We start from the raw sequence: 18364 nt of genomic DNA, 5'->3' as shown, positions 1-18364 counted from the left end.
GAGGCACTGGGCTAGCGCCCGATCGGTGCCATCGGCGCCGTATCAGTCTCGCTGTCGAGCTGCGCAAGCTCCTCCATCAACCGAGTAAAGCGTTCGCCCCGGCGACCGATGCACACCAGCACGGCGCCGGTGGCGGGCGGCCCGTGGCTCTGCCAGGCGAGGCGCTGTCCGCTCAACTGCAGACTTCGCCATTCTTCCCCGTCCGCCAGCCGACAGCGGACGAAGCCCTTGGCGCGAAACAGGCAGTCGCGGTAGCGCTCGAGCAGCGCTTGCAACTCCTCGGCCACCAGGGGGTGGCGAAGGTGCAGGGTGGCATCGGTCAGCCCCGAGTGTCGGGCACGCTCGGCGAACGGCTCCGCCGATGGCTTGGCGCCATTTCCCTGCCAAAAGGCCGGGCCAGAGGACGTCGTCCTGGACGACGCGGGAGCGACTTGTACCGGCTCTGTCGCCACCGCCGCACCAGGGGCGAGCTGGCCCAGCCACCCGAGCAGCTGGTCGCGCGCGCTGTCCTCTTGGGGCAGACGATTGACCAGCAGACGATGGGCGGCGTGCACCTGGGCGCGCCATAGCTCCCCCACCTGGGCGTCCAGCGCCAGACGGCCAGCCTGGCTCGCATCCACCAGTACCACGATATCGGCAAGCTCAAGCCCCGGCGCCAGCCTGGCGATATCGGCGATCCGTTGAGGATTGGCCACGCCGCTGGCCTCGATCAGAATTTCCGTTGGCCTGGCCTTGAGTCGCAGCGCCTGGGACAGCTGCTCGGCCAGGGTGCCCCCCAGGGTGCAGCAGACGCAGCCGTTGGACAGCGACAGCACTCGATCATCGCGGTAGTCGATCGCCGCTACATCGACGTTCACCTCGCCGACGTCGTTGACCAGAATCAGAGCATCCTCGATATCCCCCGACGCCAGCCGACGGTTGAGATAACTGGTCTTGCCCGCCCCCAGGAAACCTGCGATCACCGTCACCGGCACCCGATCATCACACCTCATGCACCTGTCCTCCCGACACCGTGGCGTGTACCCGGATGTGTCGCAGATCCTGTGCTAAAACTTGCAATGGGTCGTCATCCAGTACCGCCATATCGGCAAACTTGCCGACGTCCAGGCTACCCACACGGTCGTCCATGCCCAGCGTGATGGCAGCGCCCAGGGTGATCATTTCCAGTGCATCTTCCACGCTCACCGCCTCATGGTGACCCAGCGTCTGGCCACTGGCGCTCTGCCGGTTGACCGCACACCAGGCGGTGAACAGCGGCCCCAGCGGGGTCACCGGCGCATCGCTGTGGATAGCGGTGACGATGCCCAGTCGGCGGGCCGAGGCCAGCGGCTCCAGGCGCTGGCAGCGCGTCGGTCCCAGGGTGCGTTCCAGGTGCACATCGCCCCAGTAGTAGAGATGATTGGCGAACATGTTCAGGCACAGTCCAAGACGGGCGGCGCGACGTAGCTGAGCATGGTCGATGATCTGGCAGTGCTGCAGGGTATGGCGGTGATCGAAACGCGGCCACAGGGTCAGCGCCTCCTCCAGGGCGTCCAGCATCAACTCCACGGCCTCGTCACCGTTGGTGTGAATGTGCAGTTGAAGCCCCGCCTGGTGGTAGGCGTGTACCAGCGCCACCAGTCCCTCTGGCTCGGCGTTCCACAGCCCGTTGGGATGACCATCATGGTAGTGGGGCCACTTCAGCCGCGCGGTGTAGCCCTGGATCGAGCCGTCGGTCATCAGCTTGGCCGGGCCAAACACCAGCCGCTCATGGCTGTGGCCCATCGCCGCCTGGAGCCGCGCGATGCCCTCCTCGGCCGACCACGCCAGCACCCCCATGGCCGGCACCAGGCGCACCGGAAAATCGGCCTCCCGGGTCACCTCGACCATCGAGGCGATGGCGTCATCGCTCAAGGGGTTGTACAAATCGGTGATGGTGGTGACGCCCTTGGCCGCCGCGATGGCGCCGTAGCGCCTGAGCACCTCGGGTGACGCCACCGCCTCGAACAGATTCCTGCCAAGGGCATCGAACACCACGAACATGGCGGCCATTTCCTGGAGCTCGCCATTGGGCTGGCCGTCCTCGTCGAGCATGATGCCCTCGACCCGCGGCCCCTCGCTGATGCCGGACAGTGCCAGCATGGCCGAATTGACGGTCATCACGTGCAGGCTTGCGTGCAGCACCACCAGCGGTCGATCTCCGACCGCCTCGTCGAGCTGGTGGCGACTTAAGCGCTGGCCGGGAAAGTAGACCGGATCAAAGCCCCAGGCGACCAGCGGCTCGCCCGGCGGCAGGCTATCTGCATGCTGGCGCAGCCGTGCCTGCATCTCGGCGACGCTCTTCAGCCCCGGCCACTCCTTGCCCTCGGCATCGACCCGACTGAAATACCCGAGATAGAGGTAGTCCCACATGGCGCCTTCCAGAGCGTGGCTATGGCCTTCGACGAAGCCCGGCAGGATCACCTTGTCGGCAAAGCGATCATCGATGCGGGCGTCGATTGGCATCGCTTGCGCATCCCCCACCGCCAGGATGCGATCTCCCTGCACCGCGACATGGGTCGCCTCGGGCTGGGACGGATTCATGGTCAGGATGCGTCGAGCGGGATAGACGGTGATGCTCATCAGGAGGCAGCTCCCTTGCTGATGGTGGGCGAAGACGCGGAGGCTGAGTCTGACTGGGCAGCGGCATGGCCTTGTGTGGGAACACCCTCGGCCCAGCCCGACGAGGGCGATGAGGCTCTGCCGTGCCGCCCCCACATCAGCATCAGCGGGATGCAGGCGATCAGGGCGATGGCGGTGCCGCCGAACACCAGCAGATAGATCGCCGGCGTCAGCGACGGCACGATGGGGGCGAAGATCATCAGGATGTGCAGGTTGACCACCACGATGGCCAGATTGAAGAAGGCAAGCTCCTTGGGCACCGAGGTGGAAAAGTCGGCGTCCATCATGCGCAACAGCAAGAGCCCGGTACCGGTGGAGCCACAGCAGCATCCAAACGAGGTCACGGTACGCTCTGGTCCCAGATTGCCGCTCAACCGCCCGATCAACAGACAGCCCACCAGGGTGGCGATCGTCACCGTCACGGTCACCAGCAGGATCGGCGCCAGCAGCGCGTAGAGCACCGCGAACTGGATGCTCATGAGGGTCCCCACCACCATGAAGTCCACCGCGCTGCCGGTGATCCGCTTGAGCGTCTCGTCATCGACACGGTGGGAAAGCCCGAGCCGATCGATCACCATGCGCATCAGCACGCAGACACCCAGCCCGTGCAGAAAGAACAGGTTGTGGCTGAACAGCACCCCGACGTTGATGCCGAACGGCGAGGCATTGCCGATGATGCCCTGCACGAAGGTCAGCCACAGGTGGGTGATCACGTAGGCGATGGCAAGCAGGCCCAGATGGTAGGCCAGCGAATCCAGATTGCCCGGGTGCGACACCATGCGCCCCATCCCGGGAGCCTGCTGGTTGCCCTCGTCGTCGCCCGCCCGGGTAAAGAAGCCCAAGCGAAAGTTGTCATCCAGGCGCGAGGCGCGATTGGCGTTCAACCCCTTGGTCAGGTAGCGCCGGGCAAGCGGCACGCCCAGGGCAAACGCCATCAAGAATCCCAGAGAGGCATAGATCAGCCCCACCTGGGCGGCATTGGCGATGCCGTACTCGGTCTCCCAGATGGTGCCGTAGGTCAGCGCCTGGCCCGGCCCCTGGGTAAAGCCGTGGGTCACGATGGCTCCCAGAAATCCGCTGACGTCGCTGCCGGTCACGGCGTCGTAGCCGGTCACCACCAGAAAGCCGATGGCACCTTGCATGCCCAGGCTGATGCTCCAGGCAAGCGTCAGCCAGAGTCCGCCGCGCACGATACTGCCGCCACCACCGGGCGCGTCCTGGCGACCACCCCCGGTAAGGCATAGCGACATGAAGCTCAGGGTGAAGAAATGAAAGGTCAGAGCGGTGAAGTCGGCGGGTGAGTAGCCCGGCAGCAGATCCAGCGAAAGCGCCAGGAAACCGATCAGGCCGCCGACGATGCTGGCCGGAACCAGCGAGGCCCGAAGCCAGCTCAGCCGGCTTCGCAGCTGGCTGCCGACCCACAGCATGAGGGCAAGCAGCGCGAAGGCGATCACCCCGTGAAAGGAGTCTTGCATGATGGAGTCACCTCGACGTTGTCGTTGTTGGAAGTGAAGCGAACACTTCCAGCCTAGGCACGCCATCGTTGCGCGTATAATATCATTTAACGTTCACTTGATACCTGTGAGGCATCAATGCGCATTGAGCTTCGCCACCTTTACGCCTTTGTCGCCGTGGCCGACAGCCTGCACTTTCGCCGCGCCGCCGAGCGTCTCAACGTCGCCCAGCCGGCGCTGAGTCGCACCATCGCTCAGCTCGAGGACGCCATCGGTGAAGCGCTGTTCGTGCGCAACAATCGCCAGGTCCGCCTCACCGATCCGGGACGCATCATGCTCGAGGAGAGCCGCCAGATACTGCGCCAGGTCGATGATGCGGTGCTCAAGACGCAGCGAGCGGGCCGTGGAGAACTGGGCCGGCTGGCCATCGGCTACACCGACTTCGCCATCACCGGTGAGTTGCCGGCACTATTGGACGACTTTCGCCGCCAGAATCCGGACATCCACTTCGACCTGAGCTTCGGCTCCACCGCCCAGCAGCTCGACGAATTGACCGAGGGACGCCTGGACTTCGGCTTCGTTACCGGCCCGGTGCTGACCCCGGGGCTGCGTTCCCGTCCCATCCAGCGAGATCACTTTATCGCCGCGGTCGGTGACAACCACCCGTTGGCCGGGCGCAAGAGCATCCGGCTGGAGGAGTTGGCCCGGGAGCCGTTCATTCTTGGCGCCCGCAGCATGTGGCTGCACTTTCGCCAGATGCTCGAGCAGATCTGTCGGCAGGCGGGCTTCGAACCCCATGTCGCCCAAGAGACCTTCAACAGCGAGACCATGTTTGCCTTTGTCGCCTGCGACTTCGGCGTCACTGTGCACCTGGAGTGCGCCACCAACTATGTGCGCAAGGGCGTCACCCTGCTGCCGCTGGAGGGGGTGAAGGAGTGTCTGGTCACCGAGGTGGCCTGGCGGGAAGACGGCGTGACAGCGGTTCAGCAGGCCTTTCTCGACCGTCTCGACAAGATGCTGCCACCGGAGGAAGTGAAGTAGCCGCAGCACCCGCCGCAGCACTGCAGACATTGAAAAGCCGCGACCCCAGGGTCGCGGCATCGTCGTGAGGGTTACCCATATCCAGAACGGGACCGATCAGGTTCAGAGCACCTCGTCCTTGAAGTAGTAGTAGCGATAGAGGAAGCGCTGGCCGAATCGGCGGAAGGGGGCGAAGGCCTCCGACTCGATACGTTCGCGCAGGTTGGGAAAGGGCAGCTTCGAGGTGAAGATCGGCAGATCCAGCGACCTGCCCTCCCCGGCGATCCACTGGGCCAGGCGCTTGCCGGCCTGGGCCGAGTACATCACCCCGTTGCCGCCATAGCCCAGGGCGTAGTAGACGCTCTCCTTCGGGTCCGGCTGATGGATGCGCGGCATCATGTCATGGCTGACGTCGACCCAGCCCCACCAGGAGTAGTCGATCTCGATGCCGGCGAGCGCCGGGAACTTGCGCTCCAGATCGCCCCTGAGCACCGCCGCGTAGCGCTCCCTGGGGGCATCGCGGCCACTGATGGCGCTGCGACTGCCGATCTGCACGCGGTTGTCCGGCAGCAGCCGATAGTAGTGGCGCAGGATTCGGGTGTCGGTCAGCACCTGACGTGTGCGGAAACCGGTGGCCTCGATCTCGGCCTCGCTCAGCGGCCGAGTGACCATGGAGTTCGACAGAATTGGCAGCAACCGGTTCTTGAGGTGGGGGCTCAGCTGGCCGGTGACGTAGCCGCCGGTGGCCATGCCCACCGCCCGCGCCTTGACCACGCCGCCTGGCGTGCGCAGATGGTGCACGTCGCCATGGGTCTCCCAGCCAAGCACCGGGCTCGCCGGGTGGATCTTCACCCCCAGGGCGCGCGCCTTGCGATGGTAGCCGAAAGCCAGCTTGGCGGCGTGGATACCGATGCCCTCGGGCTCGTGCATGGCGCCGGCCGCCTCGCTGTCGCCCACCCACTCGCGCTTGACGGTGTCGCCGTCGATGATGCGAGCGTCGTAGTCGAAGGTCTCGCGCAGAAGCCGTGCCTCCTTCTCCAGGCTCGGCATCACCCTATCCTTGTGGGCGATATACAGGTGCCCGCCGGGCTGCGGGTCGCAGTCGATATCGGCGATCAGCGACTTGAAGGTCTGCATGCCTTCGACACACTCGCGGTGCAACTTGAGTGCGGTATCGAGGCCATAGCGCTGGATCCACTGAGACCGCTTGAGTCGCCCCGAGGCGCATTGGGCCTGGCCGCCGTTGCGGGTGCTGCATCCCCAGCTGACACGGTTGGCCTCGAGCACCGTGGCCTTGATGCCGTAGCGCTCGGCCAGAAAGATCGCCGCCGTAAGGCCAGTGAACCCGGAGCCGATGATCACCACGTCGGCGTCGGTGTCCGCCACGATCGGGCCATCGTCGGCCGGGGGCTCGCCGGCGGTGGCGATCCAGTAGGTCGGCGCATAGTCACAGCCGGTACCGACCTGCCTGGCGGTCAACGGGTCATAGGCGGGATCATAAGGGGCCTGGGCCGGAGTGGCCCGGGCGGCATCGTCCGACGAAGCGGCCAGCGGGGTCTGTAGATCCAGCATGTCGAAGCTCCCGAGTCAGGTATCCGAGGTCGCTCAGCCGTTGTTGACCGGCGTGGCGGGGCGCTGCTTGCGGTAGGCGTTCTTCACCGCGATCTTGCCGTCACGGAAGGTGAAGGCGTCGATCATCCGCGCCTCGGAGCGCATGCCATCGGCGGTGGTGCCGCTATAGGTGCTTTCGCTGTAGCCGCGATCTCCCACGACCTGATGCACGCCGTCGAGCCATTGGGCGTCCGGCGCGTTTTCCCAGGCGGCACGCAGCCCGGCGCGAACCTCCTGCTGACCACGAAAGGTCTTGCCGAGCAGGTCTGGACCTGCGACTGCATGAAATTCGCAGTCGTCGGTCATCATCGACATCACCGCATCGATATCGTGACGGTTGAGGGCGTCGGCGAAGTCGGCGAGAAACTGGGCGTCGGGCTGGCTCATGGTGAGACTCCTTGTTATTGGCAGCGCGGGTGGGTGTCGCTCACGCTGTGTCAGCAAAGTGGTGGCGAGGCGCAGCGCGCCTCGACTCACCTTGAGCCTATAGGGGCCGGTCGTCTGCCACTTAGCACCAGTTGCCCGCCGTCGATTGGGCCAGCCCCGCCACGGACATCGAGCCAGGGGTAGAGACAGGGCCCGCCGGCTCTTCGCGCTGGATGCGATAGGGAGCCGGATCCACGCAAGGGGTGCGCCCCAGCATCAGCTCGACGCCCAGCCGCGCCGCCGCCGGCGCCAGCACCAGGCCGTTGCGAAAGTGACCGGCATTGACGTGGAGGCCACGACATCCCGGCACCTCACCGATAAAGGGTATCCCCCCGGGGGAGCCCGGACGCAGACCCGCCCAGTGGTGCTCGATCGACGCCCGGGCGAGCGCCGGCAGCAGGCGCACGGCACTGCGATACAGCGACACCCGGGCCTCGCTGGTGGTGCGCTTGTCGAAGCCTTGATGCTCAAGGGTGGACCCCACCAGGATGCGGCCATCACGCCGTGGAATCAGGTAGCGTCCATCGGCCAGCACCACCCGCGACAGCGGCCGCGGCGTGCCGGGAGCCGGTCGCAACACCATCATCTGGCCCTTGACCGGTGCCACCGCCATGCCGACCCCGAGGTGCTTGAGCAGGGCACCGCTCCAGGCGCCGCCGCATACCAGCACCCTGGACGCGGTGAGCACGCCGGCGGCGGTGTCGACGCCCTGGATCTGCCCGGCCACGGCCTTGAAGCCGGTCACCTCACAGCCCTCGCGCAGCTCGACCCCCGGATGCCGCTCGAGCCGCGCACGCAGGGCACGGCCCAGGCGCGGATTGCGCAGACTACCCAGGGTCGGCATCCACAGTCCGCCCTGGCCCTGGCGGACCCAATGGGTGTCGGCCAACGCCGGCTCCATCCGGCGGATGGCATCGGCGTCGATGTCCTCGAGCGGCTTGGCCTGACACCTGGCCCAGCGACGCGCCGCGTCGGCATCTTCCACCGCCAGGTACAGAAGCCCGTGTCGGCTGAACTGAGGGTCGACGCCGGTGGTCTCTCTGAGTTCATCGCAGAGCCCCGGATAGACCTCTTCCGATAGTGCCGACAACGCCGACACCGGGGCGCTGTAGCGCCAGGGGTAGAGTGGCGAGACGATACCGCCACCGGCCCAGGAGGCTTCCCGGGCACAGCGCCCGCGCTCCACCAGGGTCACCGAAAGCCCCGCCTCGGCTAACTGCCAGGCGCTCATCAGGCCGATGACCCCGCCGCCTACCACCACTACATCGCTCATGCTCGCCTCCTCGCTCGTCTGCCCATGTCAATTCAGCGCCGCTGTCGCGACCGCTGCCACCGCCGTTATCACCGCTGTTATCACCGCCAAAGGCCAATCGTCGCAGCGACACAAGATCAATCAAATCTCATTTTTCGATACAATTTGCGTTATTTTTTAAAACAGGTCTATAGTAACGACACACCTTTCCACCGCGTTTCAGGATTGACGACCATGGCCGACGCCTCACCCCTGCTCGACGACGCCCTCCCCGCCCAGCGTTGGCACAGCGCCCGGGAAATCTTCGGCATCGACTCCGACCTTCAGGTCCCGGTGTTCGAGACGCGCGACGACCATGTGCCGGCCATCGATGACGCCTATCGCTTCAACCCCGACGTGACCCTGGCGATCCTGGCCGGTTTCACCCGCAATCGCCGGGTGATGGTTCAGGGCCTGCATGGCACCGGCAAGTCGACCCATATCGAGCAGGTGGCCGCCCGCCTCAACTGGCCCTGCGTCAGGGTCAACCTGGACGGCCATATCAGCCGCCTCGACCTGGTCGGCAAGGACGCCATCGTCATTCGCGACGGGGTCCAGGTCACCGAGTTTCAGGAAGGCATCGTGCCCTGGTCGCTGCAGCGCCCGGTGGCGCTGATCTTCGACGAGTACGATGCCGGGCGTCCCGACGTGATGTTCGTGATCCAGCGCATTCTGGAGCGCGACGGCCAGTTCACCCTGGTCGACCAGAACCGGGTCATCAGCCCGCATCCGATGTTTCGTCTGTTCGCCACCGCCAATACCGTGGGGCTGGGCAACCAGGACGGCCTCTACCAGGGCACCCAACTGCTCAACCACGCCCAGGTGGACCGCTGGAACATCGTCGCCAAGCTCGACTACCTGCGCCGCGACGAGGAAGTGAAGATCGTGCTCGCCCGGGTGCCGAGCAAGGACAACGAACGTGGCCGTCGCCACATCGACGCCATGGTGGCGGTGGCCGAGCTGACCCGTAAGGGCTTCGCCAACGGCGACCTGTCGACGCTGATGTCGCCGCGTACCGTCATCACCTGGGCCGAGAACTGCGAGATCTTCCGCGACCCGGCGCTGGCCTTCCGGCTATCGTTTCTCAACAAGTGCGACGAGCACGAACGGCCCCTGGTCGCCGAGTTCTACCAGCGCTGCTTCGATGCCGAACTCAGCGAATCCGTGGCCAGTGTGTCGTCAGACGACGATTCACAGGCCAGCGATTCACTGGACAAAAAAGAAGACGCCGGGGAGGCGCCATGAGCGCAGCGGGCGAGGCGGCGCTGGCGCTCGCCCGCCAGCGCCGCCAGCAGTACCTGGAGGAGTTGGAGGCCGCCGTGCTGCGCGCCCATACCGGTGAGCACGACTGGTTCTACGCCGGTCGCAGGCTCTACCGAGGGGCGTCCCGGGTGGCCCTGCGCGCGCCTCACCTCAAGCTTGCCGAGGACTGCCTGTCACTCGCCGACTATCGCGCCGTCAGCGACGCCCTGGCATTGCGCCAGCGCTTCAGCGACGACCGGCTGCACCAGCGCCTGCGCCCCGAGGAACCCGAGCCGCGACTGATCTACGACTGGCTCGAGCAGTGTCGGGTCGAGGCCCTGCTGGACGGGCCTGCCCCAGGCATGGCGCGCAACCTGAAGGCACGCTTCGAGCGCTGGTCGCTGGACTATCACCACGCCCAGCTCACCGAGAGCGCGCTGGGCCTGTTGCTGTTCTGCGTGATCCAGATCAGCCGTTCACGGCTGATGGCGGCGCCCATGCTCGAGGAATTCGAGGACTTGCTGGAAGCGACCCGCGCCAATATCGTACCGGCGCTGGGCCACGCCCTGGCGGGACTGCGGCGCGAGCGCCACGACCAGCAAGGATTCCAGCGTCACGCCCGCGACATCGCCGACTGGATCGCTGCCCAGCTCGAAGGTTACGAGCCCCAGGGCGAGCGCGAGGACGAAGCCAAGGACCCACGCCGGGCGCTGGCACTGCTGCTCGACAGCGAGGACGAACTCGACGACGAGGTGCCCCTGGCCGCCACCGGCCAGAGCCGCACCCTAGCCGACGGCGCCCATCGTTATCGCGCCTTCACCACCGCCTACGACAGCGAGCGCGAGGCCGACAGCCTGGTGCGTCAGGCCCAGTTGGAAGAGTACCGGGCGCGCCTGGACGAGCGCCTGCACGCCCAGAAGGTCAATGTGCGTCGTCTGGCCCGCCAGTTTCGTCGCCACCTGTCGGTGGCCGATCGCGATGGCTGGCAGGACGGCGAGGAAAGCGGCGTCATCGACGGCCGCCGACTGTCCCAGATCGTCTCCTCCCCTCAGGAGCGGCGCGTCTTTCGGCGCGAGCGCTACCGTCCGGTCAGTGACGCCCAGGTCACCCTGCTGATCGATTGCTCCGGCTCGATGAAGGCCCACGGCGAGTCCATCGCCATGCTGGTCGAGCTGTTGACCCGGGCGCTGGACATGGCCGGTGTCGACAGCGAGGTGCTGGGCTTCACCACCGCCGCCTGGAACGGCGGCCGAGCCCAGCGCGACTGGCTCAAGGCCGGGCGCCCCGCCACGCCGGGACGGCTTAACGAGGCGCGCCATCTGATCTTCAAGGACGCCCAGCAGCCGTGGCGACGCGCGCGAAAGCGCTTTGCCGCCCTGCTCAAGGCCGACCTGTACAAGGAAGGGATAGACGGTGAAGCGGTCGAGTGGGCCTGCCAGCGCCTGATTGCGGCAGACGTCAATCGCCGCCTGCTGGTGGTGATCTCCGACGGCAGCCCCTCGGACAGCGCCACCAACCTGGCCAACGACCGCCACTACCTCGACAGCCATCTGCGCTCGGTGGTCGCGACCTTCGGCGGTGGCAACGGCCGTCGCCCTGGTCCCATCGATATCATCGGCCTCGGCGTCGGCCTGGACCTGAGCCCCTACTACGCCCGCCACCGGGTCATCGCCCTGGACCAGACCCTCGACAACGCCCTGCTCGACGAAGTAGTAGAGCTGATGTTGTCGAGGCGTCGTTACTAGGGCTTGTCTGAAAAGTGCCTACGCTCGGTAATACGGCGTTAAAAATCGGATCAACATGCTCATTTACACCCCGTAAACTGCGCTGTCTCACCGATTTTTGCCTTGTCTAACCTTCGCTCGCCGACTTTTCGGACTAAGCCTAGCGCTCGTCTATCAGTGCTGATCTCAAAGTGCTCGTCTAGAATCGCCCTTCCTAAAACCGTGCTGGAGACAGGCTGGCGACGTAGTCAGGCAGGGCTTCGCCGTGGATCATGGCCGCGATCAATTCGCCGGTGTGGGCGGACTGGGTCAGCCCCAGGTGGCCGTGGCCGTAGGCCACGAAGAGCCCTTTTCTGCCCGTTACCTGCCCTACCACCGGCAGGCCGTCCGGTGTCGAGTGGCGCACGCCCATCCAGCGCTCCGCCAGGCTCAGGGGCCGTCCGAACAGCGCTTCCCCCCAGCCCTTGAGCCTTTCCCAGCGGCGCTCGTCGGCGGCGCGGTCAGGAGCGGTAAACTCGGTGGTGCCGGCCAGGCGAACGCCGCCATGCATGGGGGTGGCATAGAAGTGGCGGGCCAGCCAGCCCACCGGGCGCGACAGCGAAAGCGGCGTTTCAAGCCGCACATGGTAGCCGCGCTCGCTCACCACCGGCAGCGACACACCGAGCGACTTGAGCAAGGCATCATTGGCGATGCCCGCGCACAGCACGACCTGGTCGGCCTGGTACTCACGGGGCTTGCCATTCTTGCCATTCTCGCCGTTCTCACCATTCTCGCCGTTCTCGCCGTGCTCACCATTCTCGCCGTTCTCACGGTTCTCACAGATCAGGCGCCAGCCCCCCGCGGCCAGCGGCACCAGCCCCCTGATGCGGGTACCATGCTGCACCACGCCCTCGCCTGCTAGTCGCTTCCACAGGGCTCGGCTCACCGCCAGGGAATCCTTGAGGTGGCGCGTCTCGGGGAAGTACAGGCCGCCGACGAGATCCGCGGGATGGATCGCGGGTTCCAGATCGCGCACCTCCTGCGCCGTAAGCGCCTCACAGGCCACCCCATCGGCCCGCTTGGCACGGGCCGACGCCTCCAGGGTCGCGGCCAGGGGGTCGCCTTGGCGGGCGAGTTGCAGACAGCCGGTGTCGGCGTACAGATCCGGCGCCTCGAGCGACTCCAGCAACGCGTGCTGAGCCTTGACCGCATCCTGAATCAGCGCCACCAGATCCGACTTGTGGCGGGCAAAACGCGACGGCGTCGCCGCCTTGAGAAAGCGCGGACCAAAGCCCGCCAGGCGGGCCAGATAGCGAGGGTCAACCGACAGCGAGGCGTCACGCCGACACAGCTCTCCAGGCAGTTGCCTCAAGGTATCGATACTGGCCATGGGCGAGGTGGCGTAGTTGGCGATCAGGCCGGCGTTGCCGAAGGAGGTGCCCTCCCCCGGCGGGCCCGGGTCAAAAAGCTGTACCCGGTGGCCACGTCCCGCCAGCGAACGCGCCACGGCCAGCCCGACGATGCCGGCACCCACGACGGCGATGGTATTCATGCACTGTCTCCTGTTGGACGAGGGCGGCCGGCCCGTCTATGGGGCCAGCCGCGTCTTGTGGGCGATATCGTGGGTTCAGTTGTCGCGGTAGAAGCGCCAGGAGGCGATACCCACCCCCACCGCGGTAAGGATGCTGACGGCACTGACGGTATACAGAGCAAGAGCGTACAGAGTCATGGGAATCTCCTTCACTGAGCCTTGGCGGCGACAGGGGCGTCGGGGACCGAGCGGAACAGCCGGTAGACCAGTACAAACACCAGCACATTGGCGATGACGCCGGCGATCAGCGCGGTCAGACCGGTCGCCGCCTGCAGGTCGAAGGGCCCCCACTTCCACAGGATGGTCACCAGGGCGCCGGCGAGCATGGCGGCGACCGCCGAGCGGGTGCAGCGCAGATCGAACAGCACCGCGAACACGAAGGGCAGCAGAATGGTCGGCGCCCACAGCGCGTAGCTGAGCAGCAGCGCATCGATGATCGAGGTGGCGTAGAGGGCGAAGACCACCGCACCGAGGCCAATCAGCAGGTTGACCAGTCGCTCGATCCACAGCCGCTTCTTCTCGCTGACGTCAGGCTCGATAAAGGGCTTGTAGATGTCACCGACGAAGATCACCGCCGCCGAGTTGAGGTAGGAGTCGGCGGTGGACATCACCACGGCCAGGAGCGAGGCCAGCACCAGTCCGGTGATGCCCACCGGCAGGGCGTCGCGGATCAGGGTCGGCATCGCCTGGTCGGGCGAGATGGTCGGATAGAGCACCAGCGCGACCAGCCCGATGGTGGCGCTGACCAGATAGAACAGGAAGCCGAAGCCGCCGGCCACCGAATAGCCGATGCGGGCGTGGCGCGAGTCAGGGGCCGACAGGGCGCGCTGGGTGTAGGGCGGCACCAGGGTCTCGCCGAGCAGAAAGGCGATGAAGATCGACAGGAACATGCCCACCGAATAGTCGCCCATCAGGCTGAAGTGGCCCTCGGGCAACCGCTCCACCAGCGCCTGGGGGCCGCCCAGATCATGGATGCCGATCAGCATGGTCACCGGCAGGAACACCGCCAGCATCAGAAACTGCACCACGTCGGTCTGGATCACCGCCCACATGCCACCCACGGTGGAATACAACAGCACCACCGCCATGCCGATCAGGATGCCGGTGGAGACCTCGATACCGAGGATGGCGTGGAACACGGTGCCTACCGCCAGGGCCTGGGCGCCGAGGATGCCGATGCAGAACACCAGCGAGAAGATGCCGGTGAACAGTCGCGCGCTGGCACCGAAGTGCTGCGCCATGATGTCGCCTACGGTCTGGGCGTTGACGTAGCGCTTGAGCCGGGGGGCGATGAACAGACCCGCCAGTACCGTGGCCAGGGGAAAGGCCGAGGCGGCGACCATGAAGGCGTAGCCTTCGTCGAAGGACTTGCCGGCACGCCCCATGGAGGCGCCGCCGCCGAGGAAGGAAGCCGCCAGGGTGGCGAACAGCACCGGCCAGATGATCTTGTTGCCGGCCACCGCAAAGTCCGCGCTGCCGGACACTTTCTTGGCGCTGCGATAGCCGATGTAGATCAGTATCGCGAAATACAGAAGCAGACCGCCGAGGTCGATGGGATTCATGGAACTACCCTCGTTATGGTTGTTGGGGGTGGTGTCAGCATCGACCGCCATTGCCATAAAGACAACTTTGAGATAACTATGAAACCATAAATACAATTTAGAGGCGCTCGCTCACTTCCTGAGGGCGCCCGGAGGGACGCCCATGAAGGTTCGTCACCAGCTTCGCCAGCTCCAGATATTTCGCGAGGTTGTGCACACCGGCAGCCTGTCGAAGGCCGCTCGTCGTCTGGAGCTCAGCCAGCCGGCGGTCAGTTCGGCCATCGCCAATCTCGAGCAGGAGGTGGGGTTCTTGCTGTTTCGCCGCAACAACTACGGCACCGAGCTGACCCCCGAGGCCCGCTATCTGATGGAGGGGGTCGACAAGGTACTGGCGTCGGTGTCACATCTGGACGAACTCGCCGATGGCCTGCGCCAGGGCCGCGCGGGCAAGCTGATCCTGGGCTGCATGCCGGGGCTCTCGCCCACCGCCATGCCCGGGATCATGGCCGAGTACCTGGCCGACTATCCCGATACCCGGCTGTCGTTGCAGACCTTCAGCTCGCGCAAGATCCGGGACTGGGTGGCCGAGGGCCAGTTCGATGTCGGCGTGATCGAACGCCAGGATGACCTTAACGACCTCGATGCCCGCCACCTGTCCCTGCGCATGCACCTGGCGGTACCGCGCCACAGCCCGCTGGCGGGCCTTGCTCAGGTAGAGGCGGCGGATCTTGACGGCAAGGCTCTGGTGACCCTGGACGAGCACCACCAGAGCACACTCAAGTTGAAGCAGGCGCTCAGACAGGCCGGCGCCGACTGGCAGATCGCCGCCGAAACCCACCTGTTCCCTTCCGCCATCAGCCTGGTCAATGCCGGCATCGGCCATGCCCTGGTGGACCCGGTCTCGGCCTGGAGCTTTCTGATGCGTCGCGACTGCGCCGTAGCGATCCTGCCCTTCGTTCCCGCCATCGACCTCGATATCGCCGTGATCACCTCGCGCTTTCACACCAGTTCGCGCCAGTGCCAGCGGTTTCTGCCCTATCTGGAAAAGGGACTCGACACCTGGCACCGGCGCGCGCTGTCGCCGCTCAGCCCGTGACGAGCGGGTCCGGCGCCGATTGCTGCCTGCCGGCAGCGGAGCGAAGGATCAGCTCGAGTGCCGGCACAATATCGTAGACCGGGCAGCCCGCCTCCCGTCGCACCACCTCCACGAAAGCGCTCAGGTCGGTACACTCCAGCACTACCGCGTCCAGCGGCGCTTGCGCTTTCAGTCTTCGGGTTGCCTGTGCCAGCTCCTGCGCCATGGCGGCGAGATCCAGGTCATCGCGTCGACCTTCCAGGATCACCTGACGAAACTCATCACCGTCTTCGAGCCCCTGCACCACCGGCAGAGGCCCTTGCCAGCCAGCGCCGACGAAGTGGGCGCGCTTGAGCGCCCCCGAGTCTGCGGTCAGCACGCCGATCCGTCCTGTGCCACCGTGCACGCTGGCGAGCCACGGCAGCAGGGTCAGGCTGGACAATACCACCGGCACCGTCACCGCGGCCGCGACCCGTTCCTGATAGCGCGCCATGAAGCCACAGCTCCCGGCGATGGCACACACCCCCTCACGCTCCAGACGCCTGGCGCGGTCCACCAGCAGCGCGCCCAGCTCATCCCCGGGTGCATGCAGCAGGCGGGGAATATCGATGCCCTGCAGCACCTCGTAGCGTATCGGGTGGCGAAAGGTGTCGGGGTTGCGCAGATGACCAAGCGGCTTGGTAAAGGAAGAATCCAGACACAGCACCCCAAGCGGTGCCTCTTCCATGGCGACTCTCACGGGCAAACTCCTGTTCCGTTGTAGTATCTGTGCGAACCTCAAGCCCTGGTCCACAGCGCCAGGCTGCCGTCGAGCATCAGCCCCACGCCTATCACCATCAGCGTCAGCATGGCCACTCGTCTCAATAGCACGGCGCTGCAGGGCGGCGGATAGCGGCGTCCGGCCCAGGTGGCCAGCGCCACCGCCGGCAGGGTCCACAACGCCAACAGCCAGACCTGGGCATCGAGCCCGCCGGCGGCGCCGACATACAGGGTGCGCACCCCCGAGGTCATGGCGAAGCAAGCGATCAGCAATAGCCGGATGGTCTCGGTGGGCAGCGGCTGGCGATAGCAGTGGTAGATGACCGGGGGCCCGGGCATGCCAAACATCCCGGCCAGAAGGCCGGTCATGACGCCGTTCGCGGCGAAGCCTGCCGAGGACGATACTGCCGCGCGTGGGCGCGGCCGCAAGCCCACGCTGAGCCCGCCGTAGAACACCAGCGCCCCCAGCATCAGCATCAACAGCGCCTCGGCGCTGACGCTCAGCCAGTTCAGCGCCCACACCCCGAGGCCGATGGACGGCACGATGCCGAGCCCCAGTGCCAGCAGGTGGCGCCGGTCGAGATGATGCAGCTTGCCGGGCAGCGCCACGGCGCTGTTGACCAGGGTCACCAGACTGACCACCGCCACCAGGGTGGCGACGCTGACCAGCTCTAAGCCACTGGCCACGCCGATGATGATCATGCCGATACCGAACCCGGACACCGTGTGCAGGTAGCCTGCCAGAACGGTGATCAGTATCACCGCCAAAAGGCCAGACAGCTCCATTCCCTCGGGTACCAGTGTCATCTTCCCTCCCGGCCGGCCAGATGAATGTTACGCCACCGACAGGCGCTGGGCCTGGACCGTGGTGACGGCGATCACGTTGACGATATCCTCTTCGCTGCAGCCCCGCGAGAGGTCATTGGCAGGCCGCGCCAGGCCCTGCAGCAGCGGACCGATAGCCTCGGCGCCGCCGATCCGCTCGGCCAGCTTGTAGCCGATATTGCCAGCCTCAAGGTCCGGGAAGATCAGCACATTGGCGTTGCCCTTGACCCTGGAGTCCGGCAGCTTGCGCTCGGCGATCTCGGCGACGATGGCGGCGTCGAGCTGCACGTCCTCGTCGATGGCCAGGCCCGGGCGCGCGTTCTTGACCTTGCGCGCCGCCTCCACGACCTTGTCCACCGAGGCGTGATGAGCGCTGCCGCTGGTGGAGAACGACAGCATCGCCACCCGTGCCGGTTCGTCGAGCAGCGCCTCGGCGCTGTCGGCTGCGGCCATGGCGATCTGCGACAGCGCCGAGGCGTCGGGGTCCACCACCAGCCCGCAGTCAGAGAAGATCATGCCTCCCTTCAGGCTATGGAACTCCTTGCACAACATCATCAGAAAGAAGCTCGACACCAGGCTCGCCCCCGGCGCCTTGCCGATCAACTGGATGGCCGCACGGACGACGTCGGCAGTGGTGTGCACCGCCCCGGCTACACAGCCGTCGGCCAGGCCGTCGCGGACCATCAGGTTGGCAAAGATCAGCGGCTCACGTACCCGCTGGGCGGCATCCTCCTCCGTCATGCCCTTGGGCCCGCGCAGTTCAAGCAGGAGCGTTGCCAGGCGATCGGTGTGCTCGGAGTCGGCGGGATCGATCAGCTCGATCGCGCCAAGCTCGAGCCCTTCGGCCTCGGCGCGGGCGTTGATCGCCTGACGATCCCCCACCAGCAAGATGCGGGCATAGCCGGCCTGGCTTGCCGCCAGTCCTGCCTTGAGCACCCGCGCATCGTCGCCCTCGCACAGCACGATACGTCTGGGGTCCTGGCGGGCCATGTCGCGTATATGATTGAGCGCTTTCATCGGAACAGCTCTCCCGGGGTCATTGTTATCGGAGACTCCGCCCATCCCTTCACTCGGCCGGGGCTCTTTACCACCCTCTGGCGAATGTAAAAAAGCCCTGGCACCAGGCCAGGGCAATGTCGTCATACCGGACGAGAGAGTCTTGCGTGGCGAGTCAGACAGGGGAGTC

The 18364-nt window shown here is 65.9% G+C and carries 15 protein-coding genes; 4 read left to right on the top strand and 11 right to left on the bottom strand.

The features are described 5' to 3' along the window. Positions 1-11: 11 nt before the first annotated feature. Genes C6W88_RS04255 through C6W88_RS04245 form a run of 3 tightly spaced genes read right to left on the bottom strand, consistent with a single transcriptional unit; the run spans position 12 to position 4115 of the window. Positions 12-992: a CobW family GTP-binding protein gene (locus tag C6W88_RS04255; RefSeq protein ID WP_108131563.1), complete on the bottom strand. Its 981-nt coding sequence runs from the start codon at positions 990-992 to the stop codon at positions 12-14. After that, a complete protein-coding gene (locus C6W88_RS04250; protein WP_108131562.1) occupies positions 982-2601 on the bottom strand; it encodes an amidohydrolase in 1620 nt (539 codons plus the stop codon). Before C6W88_RS04250 ends, C6W88_RS04255 begins: the two co-directional genes overlap by 11 nt. Beyond that, complete coding sequence (locus C6W88_RS04245) at positions 2601-4115, bottom strand: sodium/glutamate symporter (protein ID WP_071211096.1); 1515 nt, start codon at positions 4113-4115, stop codon at positions 2601-2603. The genes C6W88_RS04250 and C6W88_RS04245 overlap by 1 nt, the downstream gene beginning before the upstream one ends. A 117-nt stretch (positions 4116-4232) precedes the next feature. Between C6W88_RS04245 and C6W88_RS04240 the strand changes: the two genes are divergently transcribed. Beyond that, positions 4233-5135: a LysR family transcriptional regulator gene (locus C6W88_RS04240; protein ID WP_108131561.1), complete on the top strand. Its 903-nt coding sequence runs from the start codon at positions 4233-4235 to the stop codon at positions 5133-5135. Between the two features lie 102 nt (positions 5136-5237). Here the strand turns inward: C6W88_RS04240 and C6W88_RS04235 are convergent, their stop codons facing one another. From C6W88_RS04235 to thiO, 3 genes are all read right to left on the bottom strand, one after another. Further along, positions 5238-6686: an NAD(P)/FAD-dependent oxidoreductase gene (locus C6W88_RS04235; RefSeq protein ID WP_108131560.1), complete on the bottom strand. Its 1449-nt coding sequence runs from the start codon at positions 6684-6686 to the stop codon at positions 5238-5240. Between the two features lie 33 nt (positions 6687-6719). Then, positions 6720-7112, bottom strand: coding sequence for a nuclear transport factor 2 family protein (locus tag C6W88_RS04230; RefSeq protein ID WP_045991941.1), 393 nt, complete (start codon positions 7110-7112; stop codon positions 6720-6722). Between the two features lie 121 nt (positions 7113-7233). Then, positions 7234-8424 carry a glycine oxidase ThiO gene (gene thiO, locus C6W88_RS04225; RefSeq protein WP_108131559.1) on the bottom strand — a complete coding sequence of 397 codons (1191 nt, stop codon included), beginning with the start codon at positions 8422-8424 and terminating at the stop codon, positions 7234-7236. A gap of 213 nt (positions 8425-8637) precedes the next feature. Here thiO and C6W88_RS04220 point away from each other — a divergent pair, with 213 nt between their 5' ends. Continuing rightward, entirely contained in the window at positions 8638-9687 is a 1050-nt protein-coding gene (locus C6W88_RS04220) for an AAA family ATPase (protein WP_108131558.1), read from the top strand. Continuing rightward, positions 9684-11429: a cobaltochelatase CobT-related protein gene (locus C6W88_RS04215; protein ID WP_181248557.1), complete on the top strand. Its 1746-nt coding sequence runs from the start codon at positions 9684-9686 to the stop codon at positions 11427-11429. Before C6W88_RS04220 ends, C6W88_RS04215 begins: the two co-directional genes overlap by 4 nt. Before the next feature lie 193 nt (positions 11430-11622). Here C6W88_RS04215 and C6W88_RS04205 read toward each other — a convergent pair whose 3' ends face one another. Both C6W88_RS04205 and C6W88_RS04200 read right to left on the bottom strand, forming a co-directional pair. Further along, positions 11623-12939, bottom strand: coding sequence for an NAD(P)/FAD-dependent oxidoreductase (locus tag C6W88_RS04205; protein ID WP_108131557.1), 1317 nt, complete (start codon positions 12937-12939; stop codon positions 11623-11625). A 188-nt stretch (positions 12940-13127) separates the two neighbouring features. After that, positions 13128-14540, bottom strand: a complete 1413-nt coding sequence (locus C6W88_RS04200; protein ID WP_197037056.1) for a sodium:solute symporter family protein — start codon at positions 14538-14540, stop codon at positions 13128-13130. A gap of 142 nt (positions 14541-14682) precedes the next feature. On the opposite strand from C6W88_RS04200, the gene C6W88_RS04195 reads away from it, so the two are divergent. Beyond that, complete coding sequence (locus tag C6W88_RS04195; RefSeq protein ID WP_052704284.1) at positions 14683-15615, top strand: LysR family transcriptional regulator; 933 nt, start codon at positions 14683-14685, stop codon at positions 15613-15615. On the opposite strand, the gene C6W88_RS04190 is transcribed toward C6W88_RS04195, so the two are convergent. Genes C6W88_RS04190 through pta form a run of 3 tightly spaced genes read right to left on the bottom strand, consistent with a single transcriptional unit; the run spans position 15605 to position 18195 of the window. Further along, on the bottom strand, positions 15605-16333 hold the full coding sequence (locus C6W88_RS04190; RefSeq protein ID WP_146164632.1) for an aspartate/glutamate racemase family protein: 729 nt from the start codon (positions 16331-16333) through the stop codon (positions 15605-15607). The two genes, C6W88_RS04195 and C6W88_RS04190, sit on opposite strands and share 11 nt — an antisense overlap. 38 nt (positions 16334-16371) lie before the next feature. After that, positions 16372-17160, bottom strand: a complete 789-nt coding sequence (locus C6W88_RS04185) for a TSUP family transporter (RefSeq protein ID WP_197037055.1) — start codon at positions 17158-17160, stop codon at positions 16372-16374. A gap of 27 nt (positions 17161-17187) precedes the next feature. Next, positions 17188-18195, bottom strand: coding sequence for a phosphate acetyltransferase (gene pta, locus C6W88_RS04180; RefSeq protein ID WP_108131555.1), 1008 nt, complete (start codon positions 18193-18195; stop codon positions 17188-17190). Between the last annotated feature and the right edge of the window lie 169 nt (positions 18196-18364).

It is taken from the genome of Halomonas litopenaei (assembly GCF_003045775.1).
GTDB lineage: Bacteria > Pseudomonadota > Gammaproteobacteria > Pseudomonadales > Halomonadaceae > Halomonas > Halomonas litopenaei.
This window is presented reverse-complemented; position numbering and strand designations above follow the sequence as displayed.